Here is a 24,807-nt window from a genome sequence, read left to right as displayed (position 1 = left end):
AACTTTCCGGGCGGCACCCAGTCCCAACCAGCACGACAGCATTCAGGTGGTCCGCCATGACCGACAGCAGCCCTTTCCAGCTCCTCACCGAGGCCTTCCAGGCCGAGTACCGGGTCAACCTCAGCCTGGAGCGGCCGGACGGCAGCATCGTCCTCACCCTCTCCAACGAACGCGGGGTCGCCGCCAAGCGCCTGATCCGACCGGCGCAACTGCATGACCTGGAACAGTTGCAGCGGATGATCGAGAGCATCCGCTTCGGCATCGCCATCGAAAACGGCACCAGCGCGCCGCAACTGTTGCAGGAGATGACCCAAGGCAAGGCACGCTGGCCGATAGCTATCTGATGGCAGCGGCGACCTGCGCGCGTCCTTCGCCGGCGCCGAAATAGGCGGCCAGCACCGCCAGGTCGCGGTCTTCCAGCACCCCCGCCAGCTGGCGCAGGCGCAGCCAGGCGTTGAGGTAGGCGTAGCGCGCTTCCGCCAGGTCGCGGCGGGCGCCGTAGAACTGCTGTTCGGCGTCCAGCACGTCGCGATTGACCCGCTCCCCGCCGGCGACGCTGCGCCGCGTCGCCGTCACCTGTTCGCGCGCCGCCGCCACCGCCATCTCATAGGCACGCACCTTGGCCAGGCTGCTGGCGGTCAGGTCGAACTGGCTGTGCAGGTCATTGATCACACTGGCCACCTGGGCATCCAGCTCGGCCTGGGCCTGGGCGTACTTGTCGCCGGCCTGGCGGGTCGCCGCCGACACCCGCCCGCCCTCGAACAGCGGCAGGCTGAGACGCAGGCCGACACTGTCGGTGTCGTATTTCTGCTCGTAGGTGCTTTCCGAAGCCGAGTGCGTCTTGCTGCTGCTGGCGTAGAGGCTGAGCCTGGGCAGGTGGCCGGCACGATTGCGCTCCACCTCGTAGGCCGCCGCCTCCAGCGCATAGCGCTGGGCGCCCAGCTCGGCGCTGCGTTGCAGGGCCACCTGGCGCCAGCCCTCGAAGGTCGCCGGTTGCAGGCGCAACGCCGGGAAACGCTCGATGGGCGCGGCCAGTTCGCGATCCTCCAGTGCCTGCCCGAGCATCGCTTCCAGCGTACGCCGCGCCGCCGCCGCACGATCGCCGGCGGCGATCTCCTCGGCGCGGGTCAGGCTCAGCCGGGCGCGGGTCTCCAACAGGTCGGTGCGGGTGCCCTCGCCTTCCTCGAAGGCACGCTGGTTGAACGCCAGCTGGGTTTCCAGGGCGCGCCGCTGGGCCTCGGCCAGGAGCACCTGCTCGCGGGCGAACAGGGTTTCGCTGTAGGCGGCGAACAGGCGCACCGCCAGTTCCTGGCTGCGCCCGCGGAACTGTTCGTCGGCGAACAGCGCCTGGGCTTCGCCCTGGCGGTAGCGCGCGTAGGCCTCGTAGTCGAACAGCGGCTGCTCCAGGCTGAGGGTCGAGGCGTAGCTGCGATAGTCGCGCTCGACGCGGGCGTCGCCCTGGCTGACGGTGGAGTCGTTGCGCGCCTTGTTGTAGTCGTAGCGCAGGCTCGGCAGCAGGCCGGCACGGCCGATGGCGCGGTTTTCGCTGCCGGCGCGGCGCTCGTGGAGCGCCGCCTGGAAGGTCGGGTCGTGGCGCACCGCCAGTTGGTAGGCGTCCAGCAGGCCCAGCGCCTGGGCCGAGGAGGCCGAAAGCAGCGCGGAGGACAGCAGGCAGGCTCGCAGGCGATTCATTCTTCCCCCAGCGCCAGGTGGGTACGGTCGGCCAGCGGCTTGAACAGGTAGTTCAGCAGCGAGCGCTCGCCGCTGCGGACGAAGGCCTCCACCGGCATCCCCGGGCGGATCTCCAGGCCGGCCAGGCGACGTACGCCCTCCTCCCCTACGCGGATGCGCACCCGGTAGTACGGCGCCTCGCTGCGCTCGTCCAGCAGGCGGTCGGCCGAAACCAGGGTCACTTCGCCCTCCACCCGCGGCGTAGTGCTCTGGCTGAAGGCGCTGAACATCAGCTCCACCGGCAGGCCGACGCGGACCTTGTCGACCATCTCCACCGGCAGCCGAGCGTCCACCAGCAGCGGCTGGCGCTCCGGGAGGATTTCCATCAGTTGCTGGCCGGGCGCGATCACGCCGCCCTCGGTGAACACTTCCTGGCCGACCACCAGGCCGGCGACCGGCGCCCGTACCTCGCTGTTGGCCAGGTCGAAGCGCGCGCTGGCCAGGCGATTGCGCAACTCCTCGGCGCGCACCTGGGCGTCGGCCAGGCTGGCGCGCACCTCTTCCTGGAACTTCTCCCGCCGCTGGGCCATGCGCAGGCGCAGTTCGAGGATCTGCCGGCGGGTACTGCCGAGGCTGCCGAGGTCGCCGGCGATCTCGCCGTTGACCTGGGCCAGCAGGCGCTCGCTGTCGAGCAGGCGGTTGCGCGGCACGTAGCCCTCGCTGGCCAGTTGGCGCAGGCCGCGCAATTGTTCCTCGAGGGCGGCGCGCTGCTGCTCCTTGCTGCGTAGCGCGGCTTGCAGGCCGTCCAGTTGCGCCTGGCTGCCGGCGACCGTCTCGGCGAGACCATCGAGTTCCAGGCGCAGCGCCCGCCGACGGCTGTCGTGCAACTGCCGCTGCTGTTCCAGCAGGGTCGGCAGGCGCGGGTCGTCCAGCGCCAGCAGCTCGGCGGGAAACTCGATCCGCGCCTTTTCATCGCGCTCGGCGCTCAGCCGCGCCAGACTCGTCAGCGCCGCCAGGTACTGGGCGAACAGGCCATCGGCCTGGGCCCGGGCCTGGGTAGCGTCCATCTCCAGCAGCACCTGTCCTGCCTCAACCCGCTCGCCTTCGTGCACGCGGATGTGCCTGACCAGGCCGCCGGTAGGGTGCTGCACGGCCTTGCGACTACCGGCCACCATCACCGTGCCGGAGACCCCGACGCCCTTGTCCAGCGGGGCCAACCCGGCCCACAGGAGAAAGCCGACGAAGCCGAGCAGCACCAGCCCCCAGCCGAGCCGGGAAAAACGCTTCTCGTCCAGTTCCAGCGCCGCGCCGCCGGCGCCGACTTCGCGCAACCGCGCCTGCCCGCTCATCGCGCCGCTCCTCCCGGCACACCGCCGACCGGCATGCCCGGTCCCGGCCGGTAGCCGAAACCGAACGCCGGCGTCGGCCGTGTCGGCGCCGGGGCCGGGGCCGCAGCGGCCGGCGGCGAGGCGCTGGCGAGCACCTCGGCGGTCGCGCCGAAACGCTGCAGGCGCCCGCCATGCAGCAACAACAGCTTGTCGGTCAGCGCCAGCACTGCCGGCTTGTGGGTGACCAGCACCAGGCTGCTGCCCTGCCGGCGCATCGCCGCGATGGCCTCGGCCAGGGCCGCCTCACCCGCCTCGTCGAGACTGGCATTGGGTTCGTCGAGCACGATCAGCGCCGGTCGCCCGTACAGCGCGCGGGCCAGGCCAATGCGCTGGCGCTGGCCGCCGGAGAGACCGGCGCCGCCGTCGCCAAGGCGCGTGTCGTAGCCCTGCGGCAGGCGCAGCACCAGGTCGTGTACGCCGGCCAGGCGCGCTGCCGCCACCACCTTCTCGGCATCCACCTCGGCGAAGCGCGCGATGTTCTCGGCGATGCTGCCGGCGAACAGTTGCACGTCCTGGGCCAGGTAGCCGATGTGCGGCCCCAGTGCCGCCGCGCTCCACTGCCGCAGGTCGGCGCCGTCCAGGCGCACCGCGCCGGACAGCGGCTGCCAGGCGCCCACCAGCAAGCGCGCCAGGGTCGACTTGCCGGAACCGGACGGCCCGATCACGCCGAGCGCTTCGCCAGGCTCCAGGGCGAAACCGAGGTCCTGCAACAATGCCTGCTCGCGTCCCGGCGCGGCCGCGCAGAGCCGCTCGACGCGCAACGCGCCGCGCGGCGCCGGCAGCGGCATGCCCAGGGCAGCCGGCGGATTCTCCTCGAGCAGCCGCGCCAGCCGCTGGTAGGCCTGCCGCGCGCCGCTCCACTGGCGCCAGACCGCGATCAACTGGTCGATGGGGCTGAGCACGCGGCCCATCAGGATCGAGCCGGCGATCATCATCCCCGGGGTGATCAGGCCTTCCACCGCCAGCCAGGCGCCGAGGCCGAGCACCAGCGACTGCAAGGCCAGGCGCACGCCCTTGGAGGTCGCGCCGATCGCCGCACTGCGCTCGCTGCCGAGGTTCTGCCGGGCAAGGAAGGCCTGGTGCTGGGCGAACCAGCGCGCGCGCATGGCCGGCAACATGCCCATTGCCGCCAGGGTTTCCGCCTGGCGCAGGTTGGCCGAGGCCTGCTGGGTGGCGAGGATCGACAGTTGCCCGGCCTCGGCCAGCGGTTCGCGCGAGCGGCTTTCGTTGACCCAGGCGAGCAGCACCAGCAGCAGCGCCCCGGCCAGGGCGAGCAGGCCGAGCCAGGGACTGAAGAGGAAGATCACCAGCAGGTAGAGCGGGAACCAGGGCGCGTCGAAGAAGGCGAACAGGGCGTTGCCGGTGAGGAACTGGCGCAGGCTGGTCAGGTCGTTCAGCGCCTGTCCGGCGGCCTGCTCGCCGCGCTCCAGGCTGGCGCGGAAGGAGGCGTCGTAGATGCGCTGGTTGAGTTGCATGTCGAGCTGGCCGCCGAGGCGGATCACCACCAGGCTGCGCACCCACTCCAGGGCGCCGAGCAGCAGGTAGAGGCCGAGCACCATGAGGGTCAGCATCAGCAGGGTCATGTGGTTGCCGGAGCCGAGCACCCGGTCGTAGACCTGCAGCATGTACAGCGACGGCGCCAGCATCAGCAGGTTGATCACCGCGGTGAACAGCGCGACGCTGCGCAGCGCCGGGCGGAAGCGGCCGAGGGTGGCGAGGATTTCATTGCGCGGCGAGGCCGGCCGGAGCTTCATCGGAGTCGGGTCCTGTGGGTGTCCGGGCCGCGAGCGGGCCCGGAGGACATTGCGGCAGTCTCCGCTTGCCGGGCACGGCCGGCGGAGGAACAATCCGGGGGCCGCCGTCGCCACGGGTGCGAGGCGCAACGACGGCGGTTCGTGCGCCGGAGAGGAGCGCCAACTCCTCTCCGGCCTTTAGCGCAAGCAGTCCACGAACGCTATCGTGGACAGTTGCTCAGGCCGCCAGGGCCAGGTCGTGCGGCAGTTCCTGTACGCCGACCACGCCGACCTCCGCCGCTGCCGCAGCCGGGGTGGCATGGGCGACGCCGGCCGCGGCCAACTGGTCGAAGGTGGAGTTGATCGACAGGCTCGGGTCGACCGCTTTCAGCAGCGCGTCGATCTGCCCCTGCAGGGCGCTGCTGTCGCCGCTCATCAGGCCGTAGACCACCTTGTGCACGGTGCCGTCGCGGCCCTGGGCGATCGGCGAATCCAGGCCCAGGTTGCTGAAGCTCACCTCCTGGCTGTCCAGGGCGTAGCCACCGCTGGAGGCGCCGCCGGTCAGGGTGTCGCCGAGGGCGATGCTGTCCAGCTTGCCCCACAGGGTGTGGCTGGGGTTGCTGAACAGGGTGTAGTGGAGGTCGCCGCCGGCGATGAAGGCCGCGTCGCTAGCGGTGCTCTTCAGCGCGTACTGGCTGCCGTCGAACGGACCGGGGTTGAAGCCGCCGGTATTGCTGCCGTCCACCACCTGGCCCGGACGATGGTTGACGTCGCCGAAGTAGGCCGACCAGTCCGCCAGGTAATCCGCTACGGTCCAGCCGCTGTAGGTGGTGCTGTAGGAAATCGAAATGCTCATGCCAAAACTCCAATTCAACGAGTGGTGAATGCCGGAGCGCACGGATGCCCGCTCCGGTTTTGCCCTTCACTGGGCAAAACGGGGATCAGAACTGGTATTCGAGGGTGCCTTGCAGGGTCCGCCCGCGACCGAGGGTGAAGGCCAGCACGTCGCCCAGCGGCACCAGGTAGGCGCGGTCGGTGACGTTCTCCATGGCCAGGCGCAGGGTCAGTTCGTCGCTCACCCGGTAGCTGCCGTACAGGTCGTAGACGGTGTATTCCTTCCAGTCCGCCGGGTACACGCCGGCCTGCGACACCGTGGCGCCGCCGGCCACCGAGTAGCCTTCGCTGTAGCGGGCACGGGCGCCGACGTCCAGCCTGCGGTCGAAGAAGCGCATGCCCAGGGTCAGCGAGCCGCGGTCCATCGGCATGTGTTCGGCGGAGCCGAGCACCGCGCTGCAATGGGTGGCGGCGTTGGCCTGCTCGTCCGGCCGCATGTCGATCACCGGCGGGCGGCGACCGCTGCCCTTCACCGTCTGGGTGACGCCGCCGAGCCAGGCGGTCTTCGAACAGAAGTCGTTGCTGCCGATCATGTGCGTGTAGGAGAGCTGCCCGTAGGCCAGCCCGGCATCGTAGTCGAGCTGGTACTCGACGCCACGGAAGCGCGTGCTGTCGAGGTTGTTGACGTAGGCGCTGTTGCCGATCCCGGCCATGCCGTAGCCCGGCGGCTGCATGCCCATGCCCATGAAGATGAAGTCGTCGACCCGGGTGTCGAAGTAGGCGACCTTCAGGCCCAGGCGGTCGTCGCTGAACCAGAGGTTCTCCTTCAGCACGTTGAAGCCGACTTCCCAGGCCTTCGAGCGCTCCGGACTGAGGAACGGGTTGGGGTACATGTTTTCCGCGCCGCCGCCGTGGGGGCGGCCGGTGATCAGGCTCTCGGTCACTGCCGGCGGGCGCCAGCCCTTGCCGTAGGTGGCGAACAGCTGCAACCAGTCGACACCGGGCTTGACCGACAGGCCGAAGGTCGGCGAGAAGCGCCCCTCCTCGCGGTCGACGGCGTATTGCAGCGGCATGTCGGTCTGCCGGGTGGTGCCAAGGATGAAGGTGCGCGCGTTGAAGCCGGTGTCGCCGCGCAGGCGGTAGCGGTCGTAACGCAGCCCGGCGTTGAGGTTGAGCCAGTCGTCGTAGTCGTAGTCGAGACGGGCGAACAGGCTGCCGAGGGCGCGATCGCCCTTGGGGGTCATGCCTTCGGCCGCGGGGAAGTCGACCGCCGAGGTGCTCGCCCGCGGCTGGCTGGAGTCCGGCCGCACCTTGTCGTAGAAGAACTCCAGGCCATAGTTGGCGCGCAGCGTGGAGAGATCGTCGAGAGCGAAGGTCGAGGTGTTCTGCGCCTGCGCGCCGTAGGTGTCGGTCTGGTAGGTGATCGAGTAGCCGGGGGTGATACCGCGTTGCAGGGTCTGCTGGCGGTTGCGGTTGTCGACGTAGTAGAGCTTGGCCTTGAAGTCCACCAACGGGTTGTCCGGCGCGTAGCCGTAGTCGATGGCGAAGTTCTGCGCACGCACGTCGCTGCTGCCGAGCTTTTCCCAGAGCGCCTGGTTCTCGGTGTTGAGCATGTTGGCGTCGTCGTAGGACACCTGGGTGGTCAGGTAGCTGAACTGCAGGCGCTGGTCCTGCGGCAGGGCGACGCCAAGCTTGGCCAGTCGCGAGCGCATCACGTAGCCGGAGTAGGCCACCGGCGAATGCTTGACCCGCTGCCCGGCCTCGGGATTGAACCAGGCGCCGGTGCGCAGCTCGCCGATGCTGCCCTTGGTCCCCGGGTCGTAGTCGCCCAGGTGGCGCTCGCTGGCGGCGACCAGCATGTCCCAGGCCTCGGTGCCGATGGCGAAGGCCGCGCTGCCGATGAAGTGGGTGCCGTTGGCGTCGCCGCCCAGGCCGCTGGTGAGGCGCACCCGGCCACCGACCTGCTTGCCCGGCTTGACCAGGTCGCGGGCCTCCAGGGTGCGGAAGTTGGCGATCCCGCCGATCACCCCGGCGCCGCCCATGGCCGAGCTGGCGCCCTTGTCGATGACCACCTCGCTGAGCAGCTCGGGATCGACGTAGAGCGTCCCGTTGCGCTGCTGGTGGCCGCTCTGCTGGTAGTTCTGGCGCATGCCGTCGACCGACATGTTGACCCGCCCGTAGTCCTGGATGCCACGGATGTTCACCGACAGGCCGGGGTCCTGCTGGCTCACCGAGGAGTACACCCCGGGGGTTTCCTCGAGCATGTCGGCGGCATGCCGCGGCGGGTTGCGCTCGATCTGCTCGCGGCCGATCACGCTGACCGAATGCGGCGTCTGGTAGACCCAGTCGTCCGGACGCGCGGCGGAGATCACCGAGGGCGACATCTGCACCAGGTCGTCCTGGCTGACGCGGATCAGGCTCAATTGGTCCTTGCCGGAGAAGCGGTATTCCACCGGGCTGCCCTGGAGCATCTGGCTCAGGCCGTCGGCCAGCACGTATTCGCCGTGCACCGCCGCGCTGCCGAGACCGGCGAAACGCTGGCTGTCGAAGAACACCTGGACCCCGGCCTGCTCGGCGAATCGCAGCAGGGCGCGGTTCAGCGGTTGTGCCGGGATGTCCAGCCGGACCCGGCGCAGCGCGGTCTGCTGCTGGCTCGCCGAGTCCGCCCCGTCTTGCGCATGCAGCGGTAGCGCGGCCGTTCCCAGCAGGACCAGGCCCAGCCCCAGGGCCAGTTGCGCCCCCTTGCGACCGCCTCGCACGGCACTCCATCCACGATGTTTCATGACAGCGCCTACACTCCATCGCTTTGTGTAATAAGAATCAGTCTCGTTAAGAGAACGATGGAGGCAGGGAAAGTCAGTAACGGAAATCGAGAAAATTTTTCGCCGGCGGGATCCACGGCTCGAAAATGCGCTTCCCGGCCCCTGCCGGAACAAGCGCGCGGGGCGACTGCCCGGCCCCTGGTCGAGGCTCTCGGAAGCGATCGCGCCGCTCAGTACAGCAGCGTCACTCCCGCCAGGCCCAGGCTGCGCACGCCCAGCTCATCGCTGATCGACTGCAACGAGGCCTCCAGGTCGGCGACCCGGAATACCCCGCTGACCCGCCGCTGCGCCAACGCACCGGGAGCCACCAGCAAATGCCCCGGCCGGTAGCGATTGAGGCGCGCCACCACCTCGCCCAGCGGCTGCTCGTCGAAGACCAGCAGGCCGCGCCGCCAACTGGTCAGGTCGTCGAGGCGACCGCCCAGCGGCGCCTCGACGCCGCCCTCCGCGCTGTAGCGCAGGCTCTCGCCCTCGCCCAGCTCGCGGCGTCCGACGGTCCCCGTGCGCGGATGCGCCAGGGCCACCGCGACGCGGTGTTCGAGCACCCCGACCTGGACGCTGCCGTCGTCGTTGCGGCTGACCAGGAACCGAGTGCCCAGCGCGCGAGTGCTGCCGCCGGCGCTTTCCACCACGAAGGGCCGGGTCTCCCGGCCCGCGCGTGGGGCGGCGCGGAAGATCGCGCTGCCTTCGAGCAGGCGCACCCGTCGCTCGCGGCTGTCGTAGGCGACATCGATGGCGCTCTGTGCGTCCAGCTCGACCTCGCTGCCATCCACCAGCCGCAGGATGCGCACCTCGCCCTTGCCGGTGGCGTGGTCGGCCAGCCAGCTCACGCCGGCGTCGCGTTCGTTCCAGGCGCTGCCCAGGGCCAGCAGCACCGCCGCCGCCGCGGCCCAGCCGCGCCAGCCCTTGCGCCGCCCCCCGGCGCGGCGCGGCGCGCTGGCGACCGCCGTCTGAACCATCGTCCGCGGTTCGGCCAGCGATCCCAGCTGTTTCCAGGTCCGTTGCGCCAGCGCCAGCGCGGCCGGGTGCCGGGGGTCGGCCGCCAGCCAGCCGTCCAGCGCTTCGCGCCGGGACCGGTCGAGGTCGCCGCCGTCCAGGCGGATCGCCCATTCGGCGGCCTGCTGGCGGATCTGCTGTTGTTCCTGGGGGCTGTTCACGTGCGGCTCTCGTTGGTCGTTATTGAGGTTCAGACGCGCGAACCGGCAAGACTCGGTAATCCATTCAGCGGGAATCCTCGAGTGCCTGCATCACATGGGCCAGGGCGCGGGCCAGGTGCTTCTGCACCGAGCTATCGGAGATTTCCAGGCGTCTCGCCACCTCGGCATGGGTCAGCCCCTCCAGACGGTTGAGACGGAAGATCTCACGGGTGCGCGGCGGCAGTTCGGCGACTATCTCGCGCAGGCGGGCAAGCGCATCGGCATCCACCGCGGACTCCTCGGGGCCGGGCTGGTCGGCGACGAACCCGGCGAGGTCGTCGTTGGGGCGGGTCTCGGTGCGGCGCCGCCGTTCCTGCCGGTAATGGTCGATGGTGAGGTTGTGCGCGGTGCGGTAGAGATAGGCGTCGACATGCTCGATCGGCTCCTTGTGCCGCTGCTCGGCCAGGCGCAGGAAGCTCTCCTGCGCCAGGTCCGCCGCCAGGTGCGGATCGCGGGTCTTGCGCAACAGATACGACTGCAACTGCCGCGCATGCCTGAGAAACAGTGCCTTGAGATCCTGCTCCGCCAACGGCGCATCCACCCACGTCCTTTCAGAAGGGCAGCAGCATATTTTTTATGATAATGATTTTCAATCGTATTCTTGTGAGATGCCGGGCTCAGCCGAACACCGAGCCGCCGCCGAGGTAGGCCAGGCCCGCGCCAAAGGCCGCCAGCGCCAGCGGCGGACGCATCGGCGCGTCGTTGATGGCGAAGGCCAGTTGCGCCAGCGGAAACAGCAGCAGGCAGAGCAATGCGCAGGGGATCGAACGGCGGCCGCCGCTGGCCACGGACCAGACGTAGCCGATGAGAAGGAGGGCGAAACCGAGGTCTTGCATGCCGGGCATCCTTGCGGGGCGGAAGGTATGCGCCGCGCAACGGGCGGCAGGCGCGCAACCTTAGCAGAAGCGCGGGAGCCGAGGAAAACCCGGCGCGGCCCGTGCCGCGCCGGGTTCGCTCAATTGCCGCTGCAACCGCTGCCCCAGGCCTTGTACTCGACGGTATGCCGCTCGCCCTGCGAGTCCTCGTAGACCAGGCGCGCCGGGACGATCCCACAGGCGCTCCACAGGTCGGTCTTGTAGATCACCCGGGCGATGTCCAGGCGCCCTTCCACGTAATGCTGGCGGAGCGATTTCGAGTCCGGGTTGGGTCCGTAGGGCTGCTGCTGCGCCTGGGCCAGCGGCGCCAGGCCGAGCAGCGCGACAAGTGCCAACGGGATCACTCTCATGAGGATGTCTCCTTGGTATAACGTTCAGCCTGAAACTACGCTGCGGAGACTGTCAGGCTCATGAGCCCGGCGTGACATTTCTGTCAGACGACGACCGCCCCGGCAATGCGCCGGCAATCCTGGCGCTATCCACGGACGGCAAGACGCCATATACTGTATGGATAACCAGTCAAAGCAACCTTGCGACTCAGAAGGCACAGAGGTGATGAATGGCCGTCGAAGTGGTGTACCGCAGCAGCCGGGATCAGGAGCGTTTGTTCATGGACAAGGCTGAAGCCGATCGTTACGACAAGATGCTGGAGCTGGCGGAAACGCTGGCCGAGGTGCTGCAGAAGGCGGTGCCGTCGCTGAAGGAGGAACAGGTGGAAGAACTCGGCATCTTCATGGCGAAGAACCGCGACGCCTTCGCCCGCGCCTTCAAGAACCAGCCGGACGCCCTCAACGAACTGTTCGAGGAAAACGCCGCGGACGAATGAGCCGCCGCTGCAAGCAAAGCGCAAGGAGCCGAAACATGCCGCGACAACTTGCCGGCCTGCTGTGCGTCCTCCTCGGCCTCGCCGGCGCCCCTGCCCTCGCCTGCCCATTCCAGGCCACGGACGCCGAGACACCGGCAGCCTCTGCCGGCGCCGCGCAGGTCCTGGCCCTGGGCGGCACCGGCAGGCTGCAACTCGACCTGCAACGGGCCCCCGCCACCCTGCTGCACAGCGGCGACCTGCTGATCGCCCGCTACGCCGAGGGTCATTACCTCGCCCACCGCCTGCTCGAAGGCAACGAGATGGGCGCGGACGAGGGCGAACGGCTCGACCTTCCGCGACAGGTTCGCCTGCTCTTCGGAGCCCTGCCGCTGGACGGCCTGCCCGACGCCGAGCGCGAGCGTCTCCAGGCGCAGCGCCAGGCCCTCGGCCTGTGCGACCGGCGCGCCAGCGCCAGCCGCTACCGCGTGGCCGGCACCGAGGTCTATCGCCTGCGCGGCAGCCAGGCCGGCAAGCCCTACCACGCGCTCTACCTGCTCGACGGTCCCCAGGTGCACTACCTCGACAGCTCCGGCAGCGACGCCTTCGTCGAACAACTGCTCGCCAGCCTGCGACGCCGCTGAGTCCGCGCGGCGCTTGTCCGACCCGCGCCCGGCTTGCCGGAAACCGGCGCTTGCCGTACAACGCCCGGCAGCCCCATCGACCAGGAAGGTCCCATGCCCGCTCTCCCCGCCTCTCCCGTCCGCTCCCGACGCTGGCGCCTGGACCGGCGCAGCCTGCTGCTGGCACTGCTGCTGTTCGGCCTGCTGGTCCTGCTCGCCACCCTGGGCCGGCATTGGGGCTGGATACGCAGCTTCGGCGGCGACCTGCTGGCGGTGGTCTGGCTCTACTACCTGATGGGCAGCGCGCTCAGGGCGCCGGCCGCCTGGCTGGCATCCGCCGCCTTTGCCGTCGGCGCGCTGCTGGAACTGGGCCAGTACCTGGCGGCGCAACTGCATTGGCAATTCTCCAGCCCCGTGCTGCGCATCGTTCTCGGCAGCACCGCCGACGGCTTCGACCTGCTCGCCTATGCCCTCGGCGCGCTGCTGGCATGGTGGCTGGAGCGCCGGCGCTGATCAGCCGTCGGGCTGCTCCAGGGCGTTCACCAGTACCTTGAGGAAACGCGCCGCCTCGCCACCGGTGGCGGCGCGGTGATCGAAGGTCAGCGAGAGCGGCAGGATCGGGTGGATCGCCATCTCGCCGCGCCAGGCCACTACTTCGTCGCGGATGCCGCCGGCGCCGAGGATGGCCACCTGCGGCGGCACCACCACGGGGTTGGCGTAGCGGCCGAACAGGGTGCCGAAGTTGGATAGGGTCAGGGTCGCGCCGAGCATTTCCGCCGGTGGGATCGAGCGTGCCTGGACATCTTCGCGCAGGCGCCGCATACCGGCGCGCAGGTCCTCCGCCGAACGCGCACCGACGTCGCGCAGCACCGGCACGAACAGGCCGTCCGGGGTGTCCACGGCGATCCCCAGGTCGAGCCGCTCATGCAGTTTCAGCGACAACGAGGCGCCATCGAACCAGGCGTTGAGGGTCGGCTCGGCGCGACAGGCCTCGGCCAGCGCCTGGGCCAGGCGGATCAACGGGTCGCGTGCGGTCTTCCAGCGATGCAGGTCGGCGTCGCCGTAGATCGTCACCGGCACCACCTCGGCATGCGAGCGCGCCATGTTCAGCGCCATGCTCCGCCGTACCCCGCGCAAGCGCTCGCCGCCGAAGCGTTCGCGGGCGCCCTGGGCAGCGGCCTCGACGTCGCCGCGGGTGATCAGGCCATCCGGGCCGGAGCCGCTCAGGCCGGCCAGCTCGACGCCCTGCTGGCGGGCGAACTGGCGCACCGCCGGGGTCGCGCGCGGTGCCAGGTGCTCGCGGGTGGATGGTGCGGCGCCGATGAAGAAACGGTCCTCCAGGGCGCTACCGCCGCCCTCCAGGCGCCCCACCACGGTACCGGCGTCCGCCTCCTCGCCCTCGAAGCCCACCAGCGGTTCGCCGACGTGGAGGATGTCGCCCTCGGCGCCGAACAGCTTGCCCACCACCCCGTCGTAGGGCGCGGGGATGTCCACCAGCGCCTTGGCGGTTTCCACCGAGACCAGGCGCTGGTCGGCGCGCACGCTGTCGCCGGCCTTGACGTGCCATTCGACGATTTCCGCTTCCTGCAGGCCCTCGCCCAGGTCGGGCAGCTTGAAGTGCTTCATGGTCGTCTCCCCTCGGCTCAGGCGTAGCCGAGCACGGTGTCGCAGGCCGCCAGGATGTCCTCCACGGCGGGCATGTACAGCGGTTCCAGGCGGTACAGCGGCGGCGGGATATCGGCCGCGGCGACCCGCTGGATCGGCGCCCGCAGATCGAACAGGACACGCTCGTAGAGGCTCGCGGCGATTTCCCCGCCGAGGCCGCCGCTCTTCGGCGCCTCATGGACGATCACGCAGCGACCGGTCTTGCGCACCGAAGCTTCGAGGGTGTCGAGGTCGAGCGGCTTGAGGCAGGCGACGTCGATCACTTCGGCCTCGATGCCGCGCTGCGCCAGGCGCTCGGCGGCCTGCTGGGTCTCGTGGACGCTGGCGCCCCAGCTGACCAGGGTCAGGTCGCCGCCTTCGCGGAGGGTGAAGCAACTGTCCAGCGGCAGGCGCCGGGCGTCGTCCGCCAGCGGCTGCGGGTTCATCCGGTAGAGCCGGGTCGGTTCGAGGAAGATCACCGGATCGGGATCGTCGATCGCCGCCAGGAGCAGGCCGTAGGCCCGCGCCGGCGACGACGGCACCAGCACGCGGACGCCGGGGATGTGCGCGAACATCGCCTCGGTCGCCTCGCTGTGGTGCTCCGGCGCGCGGATTCCCGCGCCCATCGGCGTGCGCAGCACCAACGGGCAGGCCAGGCGGCCGCGGGTGCGATTGCGCAGGCGGCTGGCATGGGACACCAGTTGCTCCATGGCGGCGTAGATGAAGCCCATGAACTGGATCTCCATCACCGGCTTCAGGCCCTGGGCGGCCATGCCGATGGACAGCCCGGCGATCATGTTCTCCGCCAGCGGCGTATCCAGCACCCGCTTGAAGCCGAAGCGCTCGCGCAGGCCGAGGGTGGCGCGAAACACCCCGCCGTTGACCCCGACGTCTTCGCCCAGCACCACCACCGCCTCGTCCTCGGCCATGGCCCGGTGCAACGCCAGGTTGACCGCCTCCAGAAGGGCCAGGCGTTTCGCTTCGCCGTTGCGCTCATTCATGTTCGGCCCCTCCCTGCCGCCGCGCGGCGCGTTCCAGCAATTGCTCGCGCTGCTCCTCCAGGGCCGCCGGCCAGCGCGCGTAGACATGCTCGAACAGTGCCTGCGGCGCCTGCGCGGCGAACGTCTCGAAACACTCCACCGCCTCCTGCACCCGCGCCTGGCACTCGCCCACCAGCGCCTGCTCGCGCTCCTCGTCCCACTGGCCGCGGCCGGCGAGGAAGGCGCGCAGGCGCTTGATCGGCTCCTCGCGCCAGGCCTGGTTGACCTCCTCGGCGGAACGGTAGCGGCTGGCGTCGTCGGCCGTGGTGTGGTCGCACAGGCGATAGCTGATGCACTCCAGCAGGGTCGGCCCCTTGCCCTGGCGCGCGCGCTCCAGGGCCGCGCGGACGCGTTCGGCGACCGCCAGCACGTCGTTGCCGTCCACCTGTTCGCCGGGGAAGCCGGCACCCACCGCCTTCTCCGCCAGGGTCGGCGCGCCGCACTGGATGCGCCGCGGCACCGAGATCGCCCACTGGTTGTTGTTGACCACGAAGAGCACCGGCAACTGCCAGGCGCCCGCCACGTTCAGCGCCTCGAGGAAATCGCCCTTGCTGGTGGCGCCGTCGCCGCAGGTGGTCACCGCCACCCGGTGCTCGCCGCGGATGCGGAACGCCGAGGCGACCCCGCAGGCATGCAGGGCCTGGGTGGCGATCGGCACACAAATGGGAAAGTCCTGCGCCGCCAGCGGTTCGGCGTAGTCGCTGCCGCGCTCGTCGCCGCCCCAGTAGAGGAGGATGTCCTCCATGCGCACACCGCGCATCAATTGCACGGCGGTATCGCGGTAATAGGGCACCAGCACGTCCTCGGCGCGCATCTGGCTGCCGATGGCCACACCGATGGCTTCCTGGCCGAGGGTTGGCGCATAGGTGCCGATCCGTCCGGTACGCTGGAGGGCCACCGCCTTCTGGTCGAACAGGCGGGTCAGGAGCATCTGCCGGTAGAGGCCGACCAGCGCGTCGCTGTCGCCGGCCCAGGCGGGCAACTCCCCGAGGGGCCGACCGTCGCTGTCGAGGTAGCGGGTGAAAGGCGGGTCGATCCGGTTGTGAACCATCGCAAACCTCCTCCGCACGCCGGGTAGGCGTGCCGCTCAGGGTCGCGCCGCGGGTGGCGGCGTGCACGCGCGGCACCGCGGGGGTGGCCCGCACTGCCGCTGGCGAGGCCCGCTGGCGGCCTCGCCGGAAACGCCGGCCCGTCACTGCGGGCCGTAGAGAATCCGTTCCGCCAGACGGTCGGCGATCCGCGCCGGCGACTGGTGGTCGGCCTGGGCATGGGCATAGATCTCGGTGAGCCGCGCGGGAATCCGCGCCAGGTGCGCGGTGATGCTGTGCGGATCGGCGCCGCGGTGCTTGAGGGCGACGTAGATCAGGCCGCCGGAGTTGATCACGTAGTCCGGCGCATAGAGGATGCCGCGCGCCTCCAGCTCGTCGGCGACCTCCGGCCGCTCCAACTGGTTGTTCGCCGCCCCGGCCACCGCCGCGCAGCGCAACTGGCTGACGCTCTGGCTGGTGAGCACGCCGCCCAGGCCGCAGGGCGCGAGGATGTCGCAAGGGGTGGAGAGCAATGCCTCCGGCGCCAGCGGATGGGCGCCGAGCTGCTCGACGGCCAGTTGCACCCGGCCGGGATCGAGGTCGCAGACCAGCAACTCGGCGCCGACCGCCGCCAGTTGCTCGGCCAATGCGTAGCCGACGTGGCCGAGCCCCTGCACCGCGACCCGCAGGCCTTCCAGGTCGTCGCTGCCGAGGCGCGCCTGGGCGCTGGCGCGAATCCCGGCGAACACGCCGAGGGCGGTATGCGGCGAGGGGTCGCCGGCCTGGGTGGTGCTGGTGACGTGGCGGGTCTGCTGGGCGATGCAGTCCATGTCGGCGCTGGAGGTACCGCTGTCCACCGCAGTGATGTAGCGTCCGCCGAGGCTTTCGATGAAGCGCCCGAAGGCCTCGAACAGCGCGCCGCGATTGTCCAGGTGCGGCGGGCGGATGATCACCGCCTTGCCGCCGCCCTGCTCCAGCCCGGCCAGGGCCGCCTTGTAGCTCATGCCCTGGGCCAGGCGGATGGCGTCGCCGATGGCGGCTTCGTCGTTGGGGTAAGGCAGGTAGCGACAACCACCCAGTGCCGGGCCGAGTCGCGTGCTGTGGATGGCGATAATGGCCTTGAGTCCCGTGGCCGGGTCTTGGGCGAGGTGGAGACCCTCGAGCCGGGCCGCGTCCATCATGTCGAACATGCTGGGGCTCCCCTGCTTGCTGCTTGTTGTCCGGGCCGGGCCGTTGCCGCCCGGCACCTTCAGTATAGGCAGGCGTCGGCGAAACGCCCGCAAGGCCGACGACCAGGCGGCGGCGCTCGCCGAGCCGGGTACTGGACGAAGCTTCGGCGGACGGTTACAACCTTGGGGTCCGCCCGCTCGAAACCGGCCCCGGCGTGCTCCGAACGGCCCGTCCGCAACGATCCAGGCGCACCAGGAGGAAAGCCATGGACCCGCGTCAAGCCTGCCTCGATTGTCTCGCCCAGGAACCGCCAGCGCTGTTCGAGGCGGCCCTGTGGATCGCCGCGGAGCACCTCCCGGCGTATTCGCCCGCCCACGCCCTGCGCGAGCTCGACGAACTCGTCCGGCAGATCGGCGCGAGCCTGGACGACCGCGCCTCGGCCAGCGAGCGCGCCCAGGGGTTGCTGCGGCGAATGAGCGAACAGGGTTTCTGCGAGGACGACGACTTCCCCCTGCAACCGCGCTCGGCCCTGCTTCCGCTGGTGCTGCAGCGGCGCCAGGGACAGCCGTTGTCGCTGGCGCTGGTGGCCATGGAACTGGCGCGGCGGCTGGACATTCCGCTGGTCGGAGTGAACTTCCCGGGACGCTTCCTGCTGCGCGTGCCGCAGGCCGACCATCTGCTCGACCCGGCCACCGGACGGCGCCTCTATCCCACCGACTGCCGCGAACTGCTGCTGCGCCTGCAGGGGCCGAAGAGCGAGCTGCAAGCCGCCTACCTGAAGCAGGCCTCTGCCGGGGAAATCCTCCAGCGTCTGTCGCGCAACCTGCGACAACTGCACAGCGCCGCCGGCGAGCCGCTGGCCGCGCTGAAGGATGCCCAGCGGGTGATCGAACTCGGCCCGGTGGGCGCCGCCGACCACGAGGCCCGCGCCGGCCTCTATCGGCAACTGGATTGCCCGCAGGCGGAACGCTACGACCTGGAACGCGCGCTCTTGCTCAGCGACGATCCCACCGAGCAACTGCGCCTCGGCCAGCGCCTGGGCGAACTCGCCCCGCCGACCGGCCGCGCCCTGCACTGAGGCCGCTCAGGCGAGCAGGCCGAGGGCCTTGGCCCGCGCCACCGCCTGGGTCCGGCGGGCCACCCCGAGCTTGCCGTTGATCCGCCGGGCGTGGGTCTTCACCGTGTGCAGGGAAATGAACAGTTGCTCGCCGATCTCCTGGTTGGAGCAGCCCTGGGCGATCAGGCCGAGCACCGCCAGCTCCCGACAACTGAGCGGACTGAGCCCCTCCTCTTCTTCCCCCGGCAGGGCGGCGAACAGTTGCGGCTGGCGATCCCGCAGTCGCCGCTGCGGCAGTTGCAGGCCTAGCCGCTCCGCCAGCTCCAGGCCGCTGCGCAGGGTCTGCTGGGCCTGGGGCAATTGTCCGGAGAGGAACTGGCACTCGGCGATACCCATGCGCACTTCGCAGAGCAGCGTCTGCCGCCCCTGCGCCTCGAGAATGGCGAGCAGCCCGCGCAGCCGCGCTTCGGCGGCGGCTGCCTCGCCGCTGTAGAGTTCGGCCAGTGCCAATTGGTGCTCTACCCGCGCTTCCAGCTCCGGTTCGGAGGGCGGCGACAGGCGCGCCCGTCCCGGCTGGAAGTAGGCGCGGACCCGCAGCAGGATCTCCCGCGCCTGCGCCGGCCTTCCCTGCTGCAGGGTCAGGGCGGAGCTGACCAGCAGCAGCGCGCCGCGATACAGCGGATCGGGGACATGGCGCTGCTGCATCAGCCGCTCGACCTCCAGCAGGCGGTTGAACGCCGCGTCCAGGTCGCCCTGCCCGGCTTCCAGCAAGGCCAGTCCCAGGTAGCCGTAGAGCGCCCAGGGATCGAGATTCTCCCGTGCCTGCTCCAGCCCCAGCCGATACCAGTGCCCGGCCTCGACCTCGCGGCCCTGCTGCAGGCACAGGCGCGCGCGGCGCAGGGCGATCCGGCCGAGCATCGGGCTGCCCTGCTGGCCGAGGTCCTCCAGGTAGCGCTGGGCGCGATCGAGGACGCCTTCCGCGCGCAGCAGTTCGCCGCGCTGCTCCAGCCACTGCGCCCGCTCCAGTTCGATCAACGCCTCGAAGATCAGGCTGTCGTGCTCGCGCGCCAGGCGCAAGGCATCGCGGCCGATCAACCGCGCCTGGTCCATCCGCCCCTCGATCATCGCCAGTTGCATCAGCGCCGAGCGGCAGATCAGTCCCTGCGACCAGGCGTCCTCCGGCAGTTGCTCCAGCGCCTCGCGCAGGTAGTCGGCGGCGCCGCGCTCGCCGCGGCAGTGCAGGAGGATCCCGAACAAGCCCTGCCATTGCGCCAGCAGCACCCGCTGGCGGGACGCCGAGGGCATCGGCAGGAAGCGCGCCAACTGGCCGATGCAGTCCTCGGCTTCGGCCAGGCGTCCGGCGTAGAGCAGCGTCCAGGCATTCAGGATCACCAGGCGCGGCGTGCTGGCCAGCAGCGCCGCCGGCAGTTCGTCGCGCAGGGCCAGGACCATGCCGATGTTGTGGCCGTGCAGCAATTGCTCCTCGGTGAGCTTCTGCAACAATCCGGCGGCGGTTTCCGGTTCGTCGGCGGCCAGCGCCTGGTCGACCGCCTCGCGGGTCTCGCCGTGTTCGGCGAACCATTCGCAGGCTTCCCGGTGGAAGTCCCGCTGCGGGCGCTGCGGCGCTTCGCGCCAGGCCTCGCGGATCGCCGGCGGCAGGCTGTAGCGCTGGTTCGTATCGGCCAGCAGGGGGAAGCCCCGCGCCAACAGGTCGTCCAGCCCGTGGGGCAGTTCCTCGAACAGCCGGCGGAACAGCTCCGGACCGACTTGCGGCAGCCAGGCCAGGGCACGCGCGGCGTCGGCCAGCGGCGGCGGCAGCTCGTCGAGCAACTCGTGCTGGAGGTATTCCTGCAACAACGGTCCGGCCGTCTCTTCGCCGACCAGCAGGCGCAAGCGCAACGCGGCGCACCAACCGCCGCTGCGTTCCAGCAGTGCCCCGGCCGTAGCGGCATCGGCGCTGCGCCCGTGCAGGCGGAGCAGTTCGGCGACCTCGTCGGCATCGAACGCCAGCAGGCCGCCGTCGACCTCCAGCAACTCCCCTTCCAGCAGCAACCGCGCCAGGTTGCACTGCGGCCGCCGCCGGCTCGCCAGCCACCAGCCCACCCGTGGCGAGGCCGCGCTCAACAGGCGATCGAGGCAGGCGTCGAGGGCGGGGTCGGGGTGCCGTGGGTAATCGTCGAGCAGCAGCCACAGCGCGGAAGCGTTACGCAGCCGCCGGCACAGCTGCGCTTCGTCGCTGTCCTCGGCCAAGCCGAGGGCGCCGGCCAGGCGGCGGCGGAAGGTCGCGGGGTCCAGCGCTTCCCCGCCCAGCGCCAGCCAGACCACCTGCACGCCAGGCGGCGCCCGCCGCGCGCATTCTCCGAGGAGGACGGTCTTGCCGCTGCCGGCGGGCGCGCAGAGCAGTCGCAGGCGGCATTCGCCGCGCAGCAGCGGCTGGTGCAAACGGGGCCGCGGCAGGTGCTGCGGCGGCAGCCGCGGCAAGGCGGCGGGCAGCTCGGTCGGCTCGGTCATGGCAGTGCTCTTGTTCTGTCGAAGCGCCTTGCCGGGAGCCTAGACCGCGCCTGCCCCGCTGCTGAACGATGATTGCGCCGGGTGATGGGCCGTCATAACGAACGAGCGCGTCGGCACAAGCCGACGCGCTCGTCGCGACTGGCCGGGACTCAGCGTACCCCTGCGTTGCGCAGGGCGGCCGGCGTGTAGTCGGCGGACGAGGCCTTGAAGCCGAACTCGTAGCCGCGCTTCTCCTCGTTGTTCATGCCCAGCGCCAGGTAGCGACCGGCGATCACGTCGTAGAGCGCCTCCAGGGTGTAGCCGGCGACCTTCTGGTCGTAGTGGTACTGCGCGTGGCCCTCGCCGACCCGCCAGAGCTGGCCGCGACCGTCGTAGTGGTCGACCAGGGCGATCTGCCAGCTGTCCTCGTCGATGTACATGTGGCGCTTGGCGTAGATGTGCCGCTCGCCCGGCTTCACCGTGCCGACCACTTCCCACACCCGGTGCAGCTCGTAGCGGGTCAGGTCCTGGTTGATGTGCCCGGCCTTGATGATGTCGCCGTACTTCAGGGTCGGGTCGTTGAGCTTGTAGGCGTTGTAGGGGATGTACATCTCGCGCTTGCCGACCAGCTTCCAGTCGTAGCGGTCCGGGGCGCCGGAGAACATGTCGAAGTTATCCGAGGTGCGCAGGCCATCGGCGGCGGTGCCCGGGCCATCGTAGGCCACCTGCGGGGCGCGCCGCACGCGGCGCTGGCCGGCGTTGTAGACCCAGGCCAGGCGCGGCTCCTTGACCTGGTCGAGGGTCTCGTGGACCAGCAGCACGTTGCCCGCCAGGCGCGCCGGCGCGGTCACCTGCTGCTTGAAGAAGGTGAGGATGTTGGCCGCCTTGCTCTGGTCGAGGTCAGGCATGTTCTGCGGGAACGCCACCGACTCCTCGAAGCGGATCGGCGTGAAGCTGCCGTTGGTCTGCGGGGTGGCCTGGACGATGATGCGCTTGAGGTTGCCGCCGCGGTAGCGGGTGATGTGGTTCCAGAGCACTTCGACGCCGTTCTTCGGGATCGGGAAGGCGTAGTAGCGGCTCTTCTCGAAATTCGACAGGCCGTTGCCGTCGTTGATCGGCTGCACGTTCAGCGCGCTCTGCCTGACCGCCTCGTCGATCTCGGCCGGCAGGGCCACCGTGCGATGGGTCTTGTACACCGGGATCCGGTAGGTCTCGGGGTAGCGCTTGAACATCGCCAACTGGCCGTCGGAGAGCTTGTCCTTGTATTGCTCGACGTTCTGCGCGGTGATGGTGAACAGCGGCTTCTCGTCGGCAAAGGGATCGGAAAGGAAGCCTTTGCCGTCGACCTTGCCGGCGCTGGCCGCGAGGCCGCCGGTCCAGGCCGGGATGCTGCCGTCGGCGTTGCCTTCCTTCTGCGCGCCGATGGGGGTCAGGCTGCTGCCGAGCTTGGCGGCCTCGTCGGGCGAAACCGCCGCCGTCACCGAACCGGCCAGCAGGCTGAGGGCCAGCGCCCCGGAGGACAGGAGTCGTGCTGTTTTCATGCGTCGTTATCCTTGTTCGTATCCGCGAAAGCGGCCGCCCCGAGGGGCGGCGGACCTCAGAAGTTCACCCCGAAGCTCACCGCGAGGAAGTCGCGGTCGTTGATCGGGTTGTAGTTGCCGCCGAAGAAGTCGGTGTAGCTGATGCTGGCGGTATAGGTGTTCTGGTAGTCGGCATCGAGGCCGACGCTGACGGCCTTGGCGCCCTCGCTGAAGTTCGGCCCGTAGCCCTCGACGTCGTGCGACCAGGCCAGGTTCGGCTTCAGGTTGACCCCGGCGAACACGTTGGGATATTCGAGGATCCCGCGCAGGCGGTAGCCCCACGAGTTGCGGGTGTAGAAACCGTGGCTGTTGCACTCCTGCGGGTTGGCCACGTTGAGCGCGCCGGTGCACAAGGCGTTGTTCGGCAGTTCGCCGATGCCGTAGATGGCGTCGCGGCCGTAGCGCAGGTCGTCGCCGTCGACCCCGCTGAGGTGGTTGTAGCCGACTTCGCCGACCACGGTCAGGCGGTCGGCCGCCAGTACCCGGTCGAAGAACTGGGTGACGGTCACCTGTGCCTGGGTCACCGGCTTGCGCACGTAGCCGTTGATCACCTCGCCGGCGCGCGGGGTGGCGAAGCCGCTGTCGTAGATCGGGTTGCCGAACAGGGTGGTCGGGTAGATCGCGGCGATCGACATGTCGGTGCTGTTGATTTGTAGCGGCATGTTCGGCCGGTAGCTCAGCTCGCCGGCCACCGAGGTGCTGCCGATGTTGGTCTGGAAGCTCAGGCCGTAGAGGCGGATGTCCTCGGGATAGTCGATGAAGTAATAGCCGGTGGAGCGCCCGGTGACCGGGTCGGAGGTGGCCAGGCCGTTGCCGGCGATCACGCTGTAGTACGGGTTGCGACTGTGGTAGTTCATCGCGTACAGGCCGAACTCGGTGTCGTTCAGCTCCGCCGCGTACCAGCGCAGGGCCAGGCCCCACTGGCCGCTGTCGCGGGCATCGCGATCGCCGGCGCGCGGCAGGTAGCGGTAGCCGTTGGCCGGGTTCGGGTCGAAGTCGCTGCCGGCGTAGACCATCCGCTCGCAGCCATCGGCGACCACGTCGGTGGTGGAGAAGAAGGTACCGCAGTTGTCGATCACCGTCTGGTCCCACTCCAACTGGTAGAAGCCTTCGACGGTCAGCGCGTCGCTGATGCCCTGGGACAGGTAGAGCATGTTCACCGGGATCAGGCCTTCCTTGATCTCCGCGCCGGGCCGGCGGAACGCGGCGACGTCCATCGGGTTGATGCTGTTGATCGAGTTCTGGATGAACGTACTCTCGCCCCAGCTCACCACCTGCTTGCCGACCCGCACGCTGCCGGGCAGGTCGCCGATGCTGTAGTTGTGGTAGAGGAAGGCATCGAGCAACTGCGCCCCGGAGGACTTGGCGCCCTCCTTGCGGTTGTGGTCGTCGATGTCGTAGAGCAGGCGGTGTTCGTCCTTCAGCTCGAAGTCGTACCAGTACTTGCCACGGAAGAACGCGCCGGTGTCGCCGTACTTGAGTTCGAGATCGTGGATGCCCTTGAAGATCTTCGAGAAGGTTTCGCCCTTCTTGAAGTTGAGCCGGCCGTCGTCGGAGGTCTGCGACGAGGCGTGGCCGCCGTTGCGGGTGCCGATGTAGTCCTTGTCGGCGGAACGCATGGACCAGCTGGCCCCCACCGACAGCGACGAGTCGAATTGCCCTTCGATCTCCCCGATGTTGAATGACACGGCCGAGGCCTGGGTGGCGCAACCCAGGGCTGTGGCCGCAGCGAGTGCGTGCAGAGGGAAGATTCCGCGCCTTTTTGTTGTTGTCATGCGGCTCTCCTGACAGGGTCGAGGTGGCTACACCCTACCCAGCGGCCCGAACGGCGGTAAGCGCACCAAGGAGGTATTCCGGCTGTCGCCCGAAAGAGTGAACAGGGGCCCTGGAAAGCGCCTCGGCGAACGCCATATGCAGGATGGATACGCCGTCATCCAGTGCATGGATGACGGCGCGGCACTGTTCCGCCGGCGGCGGCGATGGCATCCTTCGCTGCATGCAGCCCGAACAGACCATTCCCGCCGACCGCGACCTCGCCGACGCCACCCGCGAGACGGTCATGCGCTACCACCTCAGCTGGAAGCACCGCGACATCGACGCGGTGATGGCGCTCTATCATCCCGAGGTCGAATACAACGACTTCTTCCAGAACCGCCGGATGCGCCTGGCCGATCTCCGCGAGTACGTCGAGGCGACCATGCCCAAGGGCCCCGACGAGTCGCTGGAGCACACCGACCGTATCCGCTTCGACGGCGATACCGCCTTCATCCAGTACCGCCTGCGGGTGACCCTCAGCGGCCGCCTGGCTTCGTTCCGCGCCAGCGAGGCGATCACCGTGCGCGACGGCCTGATCTGGCGCATCAACGAATACGCCTCGCTGGTCCACGAAAGCGGCGGCGGAGCCCAGGCCGGCGGCGACGGCCGGCCGCCGGCCAGCCGCCTGGGGCTTTCGGCCAAGCAGCTGAGCCTGCTGGCGCGCGACCTGGAGCACTACTTCCAGCAGGCCCAGCCCTATCTCGATCCGGACCTGGACCTGACCCAGGTGGCCAACGCCACCGGTTATACGCGCAACCAGATTTCCTACCTGCTCAACCAGGTGCTCGGCCTGAGCTTCTACCAGTACGTCAACCAGACCCGCCTGCAACACCTGCTCGGCCAGCTTTCCGGCGAGCTGCCCGGACGGGTCGACGAACTGGCCTTCGCCGCCGGCTTCAATTCGCTGTCGGCCTTCTACCGCTGCTTCCGCCAGCACACCGGCCAGTCTCCGCGCGAATACCTGAAGCGCCTGTCGTCGCGCCGCTGAGATTTCCCAGCGGACCCGCGCGCACGACAGGCGCACGGCATCTTCCTACTC

22 protein-coding genes are annotated in these 24,807 nt (G+C 69.7%); 6 read left to right on the top strand and 16 right to left on the bottom strand.

Going from position 1 to position 24,807, the window contains the following annotated elements:
* Positions 1 to 56: 56 nt before the first annotated feature.
* Positions 57 to 344 carry a DUF3509 domain-containing protein gene (locus M6E97_RS04475; RefSeq protein ID WP_003098669.1) on the top strand — a complete coding sequence of 96 codons (288 nt, stop codon included), beginning with the start codon at positions 57 to 59 and terminating at the stop codon, positions 342 to 344.
* Here the strand turns inward: M6E97_RS04475 and M6E97_RS04470 are convergent.
* From M6E97_RS04470 to M6E97_RS04430, 9 genes are all read right to left on the bottom strand, one after another.
* On the bottom strand, positions 337 to 1,692 hold the full coding sequence (locus M6E97_RS04470) for a TolC family outer membrane protein (protein ID WP_004345209.1): 1,356 nt from the start codon (positions 1,690 to 1,692) through the stop codon (positions 337 to 339). The two genes, M6E97_RS04475 and M6E97_RS04470, sit on opposite strands and share 8 nt — an antisense overlap.
* The gene (locus M6E97_RS04465) at positions 1,689 to 3,020 is read right to left on the bottom strand and encodes an HlyD family type I secretion periplasmic adaptor subunit (RefSeq protein ID WP_034005767.1); all 1,332 of its coding nucleotides are present in this window, start codon (positions 3,018 to 3,020) and stop codon (positions 1,689 to 1,691) included. The genes M6E97_RS04470 and M6E97_RS04465 overlap by 4 nt, the downstream gene beginning before the upstream one ends.
* Entirely contained in the window at positions 3,017 to 4,813 is a 1,797-nt protein-coding gene (locus tag M6E97_RS04460) for a type I secretion system permease/ATPase (RefSeq protein WP_023108624.1), read from the bottom strand. Before M6E97_RS04460 ends, M6E97_RS04465 begins: the two co-directional genes overlap by 4 nt.
* A gap of 217 nt (positions 4,814 to 5,030) precedes the next feature.
* On the bottom strand, positions 5,031 to 5,648 hold the full coding sequence (gene hasA, locus M6E97_RS04455) for a heme acquisition protein HasA (RefSeq protein ID WP_003115011.1): 618 nt from the start codon (positions 5,646 to 5,648) through the stop codon (positions 5,031 to 5,033).
* 85 nt (positions 5,649 to 5,733) lie between these two features.
* Positions 5,734 to 8,409: a heme uptake receptor HasR gene (gene hasR / locus M6E97_RS04450; protein ID WP_079385797.1), complete on the bottom strand. Its 2,676-nt coding sequence runs from the start codon at positions 8,407 to 8,409 to the stop codon at positions 5,734 to 5,736.
* 209 nt (positions 8,410 to 8,618) lie between these two features.
* Positions 8,619 to 9,605 (bottom strand): FecR family protein, encoded by a 987-nt coding sequence (locus tag M6E97_RS04445; RefSeq protein ID WP_022579688.1) that lies wholly within the window; start codon positions 9,603 to 9,605, stop codon positions 8,619 to 8,621.
* A gap of 64 nt (positions 9,606 to 9,669) precedes the next feature.
* Complete coding sequence (locus tag M6E97_RS04440; RefSeq protein WP_003107536.1) at positions 9,670 to 10,185, bottom strand: RNA polymerase sigma factor; 516 nt, start codon at positions 10,183 to 10,185, stop codon at positions 9,670 to 9,672.
* Positions 10,186 to 10,261: 76 nt separating this feature from the next.
* Entirely contained in the window at positions 10,262 to 10,480 is a 219-nt protein-coding gene (locus M6E97_RS04435; protein ID WP_003112066.1) for a hypothetical protein, read from the bottom strand.
* 119 nt (positions 10,481 to 10,599) lie between these two features.
* Entirely contained in the window at positions 10,600 to 10,869 is a 270-nt protein-coding gene (locus M6E97_RS04430) for a DUF2790 domain-containing protein (protein ID WP_003091850.1), read from the bottom strand.
* 209 nt (positions 10,870 to 11,078) lie between these two features.
* On the opposite strand from M6E97_RS04430, the gene M6E97_RS04425 reads away from it, so the two are divergent.
* From M6E97_RS04425 to M6E97_RS04415, 3 genes are all read left to right on the top strand, one after another.
* The gene (locus tag M6E97_RS04425) at positions 11,079 to 11,345 is read left to right on the top strand and encodes a YebG family protein (RefSeq protein WP_003091854.1); all 267 of its coding nucleotides are present in this window, start codon (positions 11,079 to 11,081) and stop codon (positions 11,343 to 11,345) included.
* Between the two features lie 35 nt (positions 11,346 to 11,380).
* A complete protein-coding gene (locus tag M6E97_RS04420) occupies positions 11,381 to 11,965 on the top strand; it encodes a hypothetical protein (protein WP_034005770.1) in 585 nt (194 codons plus the stop codon).
* 93 nt (positions 11,966 to 12,058) lie between these two features.
* Positions 12,059 to 12,457, top strand: a complete 399-nt coding sequence (locus M6E97_RS04415; RefSeq protein WP_003107529.1) for a DUF2809 domain-containing protein — start codon at positions 12,059 to 12,061, stop codon at positions 12,455 to 12,457.
* On the opposite strand, the gene M6E97_RS04410 is transcribed toward M6E97_RS04415, so the two are convergent.
* The 4 genes from M6E97_RS04410 to M6E97_RS04395 all read right to left on the bottom strand — a co-directional run bounded on the left by M6E97_RS04410 (position 12,458) and on the right by M6E97_RS04395 (position 16,846).
* Positions 12,458 to 13,570 (bottom strand): dihydrolipoamide acetyltransferase family protein, encoded by a 1,113-nt coding sequence (locus tag M6E97_RS04410; RefSeq protein ID WP_009313643.1) that lies wholly within the window; start codon positions 13,568 to 13,570, stop codon positions 12,458 to 12,460. It abuts the gene before it with no gap.
* Between the two features lie 17 nt (positions 13,571 to 13,587).
* On the bottom strand, positions 13,588 to 14,589 hold the full coding sequence (locus M6E97_RS04405; protein WP_015502548.1) for an alpha-ketoacid dehydrogenase subunit beta: 1,002 nt from the start codon (positions 14,587 to 14,589) through the stop codon (positions 13,588 to 13,590).
* Positions 14,582 to 15,679: a pyruvate dehydrogenase (acetyl-transferring) E1 component subunit alpha gene (gene pdhA, locus M6E97_RS04400; RefSeq protein WP_003112129.1), complete on the bottom strand. Its 1,098-nt coding sequence runs from the start codon at positions 15,677 to 15,679 to the stop codon at positions 14,582 to 14,584. The genes M6E97_RS04405 and pdhA overlap by 8 nt, the downstream gene beginning before the upstream one ends.
* A 141-nt stretch (positions 15,680 to 15,820) precedes the next feature.
* A complete protein-coding gene (locus M6E97_RS04395; RefSeq protein ID WP_003091859.1) occupies positions 15,821 to 16,846 on the bottom strand; it encodes a Leu/Phe/Val dehydrogenase in 1,026 nt (341 codons plus the stop codon).
* Between the two features lie 245 nt (positions 16,847 to 17,091).
* Between M6E97_RS04395 and M6E97_RS04390 the strand changes: the two genes are divergently transcribed.
* Positions 17,092 to 17,904, top strand: coding sequence for a SirB1 family protein (locus M6E97_RS04390; protein ID WP_033938310.1), 813 nt, complete (start codon positions 17,092 to 17,094; stop codon positions 17,902 to 17,904).
* A gap of 6 nt (positions 17,905 to 17,910) precedes the next feature.
* Here the strand turns inward: M6E97_RS04390 and M6E97_RS04385 are convergent, their stop codons facing one another.
* The 3 genes from M6E97_RS04385 to M6E97_RS04375 form a co-directional block, all read right to left on the bottom strand.
* On the bottom strand, positions 17,911 to 20,394 hold the full coding sequence (locus M6E97_RS04385; protein ID WP_009313639.1) for a LuxR C-terminal-related transcriptional regulator: 2,484 nt from the start codon (positions 20,392 to 20,394) through the stop codon (positions 17,911 to 17,913).
* Between the two features lie 149 nt (positions 20,395 to 20,543).
* Entirely contained in the window at positions 20,544 to 21,914 is a 1,371-nt protein-coding gene (locus tag M6E97_RS04380; RefSeq protein WP_003138206.1) for a DUF1329 domain-containing protein, read from the bottom strand.
* A gap of 56 nt (positions 21,915 to 21,970) precedes the next feature.
* Positions 21,971 to 23,728 (bottom strand): DUF1302 domain-containing protein, encoded by a 1,758-nt coding sequence (locus tag M6E97_RS04375; protein ID WP_003102337.1) that lies wholly within the window; start codon positions 23,726 to 23,728, stop codon positions 21,971 to 21,973.
* Between the two features lie 284 nt (positions 23,729 to 24,012).
* Here M6E97_RS04375 and M6E97_RS04370 point away from each other — a divergent pair, with 284 nt between their 5' ends.
* On the top strand, positions 24,013 to 24,756 hold the full coding sequence (locus M6E97_RS04370; RefSeq protein WP_003119583.1) for an AraC family transcriptional regulator: 744 nt from the start codon (positions 24,013 to 24,015) through the stop codon (positions 24,754 to 24,756).
* Positions 24,757 to 24,807: the final 51 nt, after the last annotated feature.

Source organism: Pseudomonas sp. B111 (assembly GCF_026428275.1).
GTDB lineage: Bacteria > Pseudomonadota > Gammaproteobacteria > Pseudomonadales > Pseudomonadaceae > Pseudomonas > Pseudomonas aeruginosa.
This window is presented reverse-complemented; position numbering and strand designations above follow the sequence as displayed.

Excerpts from the sequence above, each read along its gene's own strand:
- M6E97_RS04415 (WP_003107529.1), top strand. The coding sequence starts at position 12,059 with ATGCCCGCTCTCCCCGCCTCTCCCGTCCGCTCCCGACGCTGGCGCCTG.
- M6E97_RS04410 (WP_009313643.1), bottom strand. The coding sequence starts at position 13,570 with ATGAAGCACTTCAAGCTGCCCGACCTGGGCGAGGGCCTGCAGGAAGCG.
- M6E97_RS04375 (WP_003102337.1), bottom strand. The coding sequence starts at position 23,728 with ATGACAACAACAAAAAGGCGCGGAATCTTCCCTCTGCACGCACTCGCT.
- M6E97_RS04425 (WP_003091854.1), top strand. The coding sequence starts at position 11,079 with ATGGCCGTCGAAGTGGTGTACCGCAGCAGCCGGGATCAGGAGCGTTTG.
- M6E97_RS04430 (WP_003091850.1), bottom strand. The coding sequence starts at position 10,869 with ATGAGAGTGATCCCGTTGGCACTTGTCGCGCTGCTCGGCCTGGCGCCG.
- M6E97_RS04370 (WP_003119583.1), top strand. The coding sequence starts at position 24,013 with ATGCGCTACCACCTCAGCTGGAAGCACCGCGACATCGACGCGGTGATG.
- M6E97_RS04475 (WP_003098669.1), top strand. The coding sequence starts at position 57 with ATGACCGACAGCAGCCCTTTCCAGCTCCTCACCGAGGCCTTCCAGGCC.
- M6E97_RS04470 (WP_004345209.1), bottom strand. The coding sequence starts at position 1,692 with ATGAATCGCCTGCGAGCCTGCCTGCTGTCCTCCGCGCTGCTTTCGGCC.
- M6E97_RS04420 (WP_034005770.1), top strand. The coding sequence starts at position 11,381 with ATGCCGCGACAACTTGCCGGCCTGCTGTGCGTCCTCCTCGGCCTCGCC.
- hasA (WP_003115011.1), bottom strand. The coding sequence starts at position 5,648 with ATGAGCATTTCGATTTCCTACAGCACCACCTACAGCGGCTGGACCGTA.
- M6E97_RS04465 (WP_034005767.1), bottom strand. The coding sequence starts at position 3,020 with ATGAGCGGGCAGGCGCGGTTGCGCGAAGTCGGCGCCGGCGGCGCGGCG.
- M6E97_RS04460 (WP_023108624.1), bottom strand. The coding sequence starts at position 4,813 with ATGAAGCTCCGGCCGGCCTCGCCGCGCAATGAAATCCTCGCCACCCTC.
- M6E97_RS04405 (WP_015502548.1), bottom strand. The coding sequence starts at position 14,589 with ATGAATGAGCGCAACGGCGAAGCGAAACGCCTGGCCCTTCTGGAGGCG.
- hasR (WP_079385797.1), bottom strand. The coding sequence starts at position 8,409 with ATGAAACATCGTGGATGGAGTGCCGTGCGAGGCGGTCGCAAGGGGGCG.
- M6E97_RS04390 (WP_033938310.1), top strand. The coding sequence starts at position 17,092 with ATGGACCCGCGTCAAGCCTGCCTCGATTGTCTCGCCCAGGAACCGCCA.
- M6E97_RS04395 (WP_003091859.1), bottom strand. The coding sequence starts at position 16,846 with ATGTTCGACATGATGGACGCGGCCCGGCTCGAGGGTCTCCACCTCGCC.
- M6E97_RS04385 (WP_009313639.1), bottom strand. The coding sequence starts at position 20,394 with ATGACCGAGCCGACCGAGCTGCCCGCCGCCTTGCCGCGGCTGCCGCCG.
- M6E97_RS04380 (WP_003138206.1), bottom strand. The coding sequence starts at position 21,914 with ATGAAAACAGCACGACTCCTGTCCTCCGGGGCGCTGGCCCTCAGCCTG.
- M6E97_RS04435 (WP_003112066.1), bottom strand. The coding sequence starts at position 10,480 with ATGCAAGACCTCGGTTTCGCCCTCCTTCTCATCGGCTACGTCTGGTCC.
- pdhA (WP_003112129.1), bottom strand. The coding sequence starts at position 15,679 with ATGGTTCACAACCGGATCGACCCGCCTTTCACCCGCTACCTCGACAGC.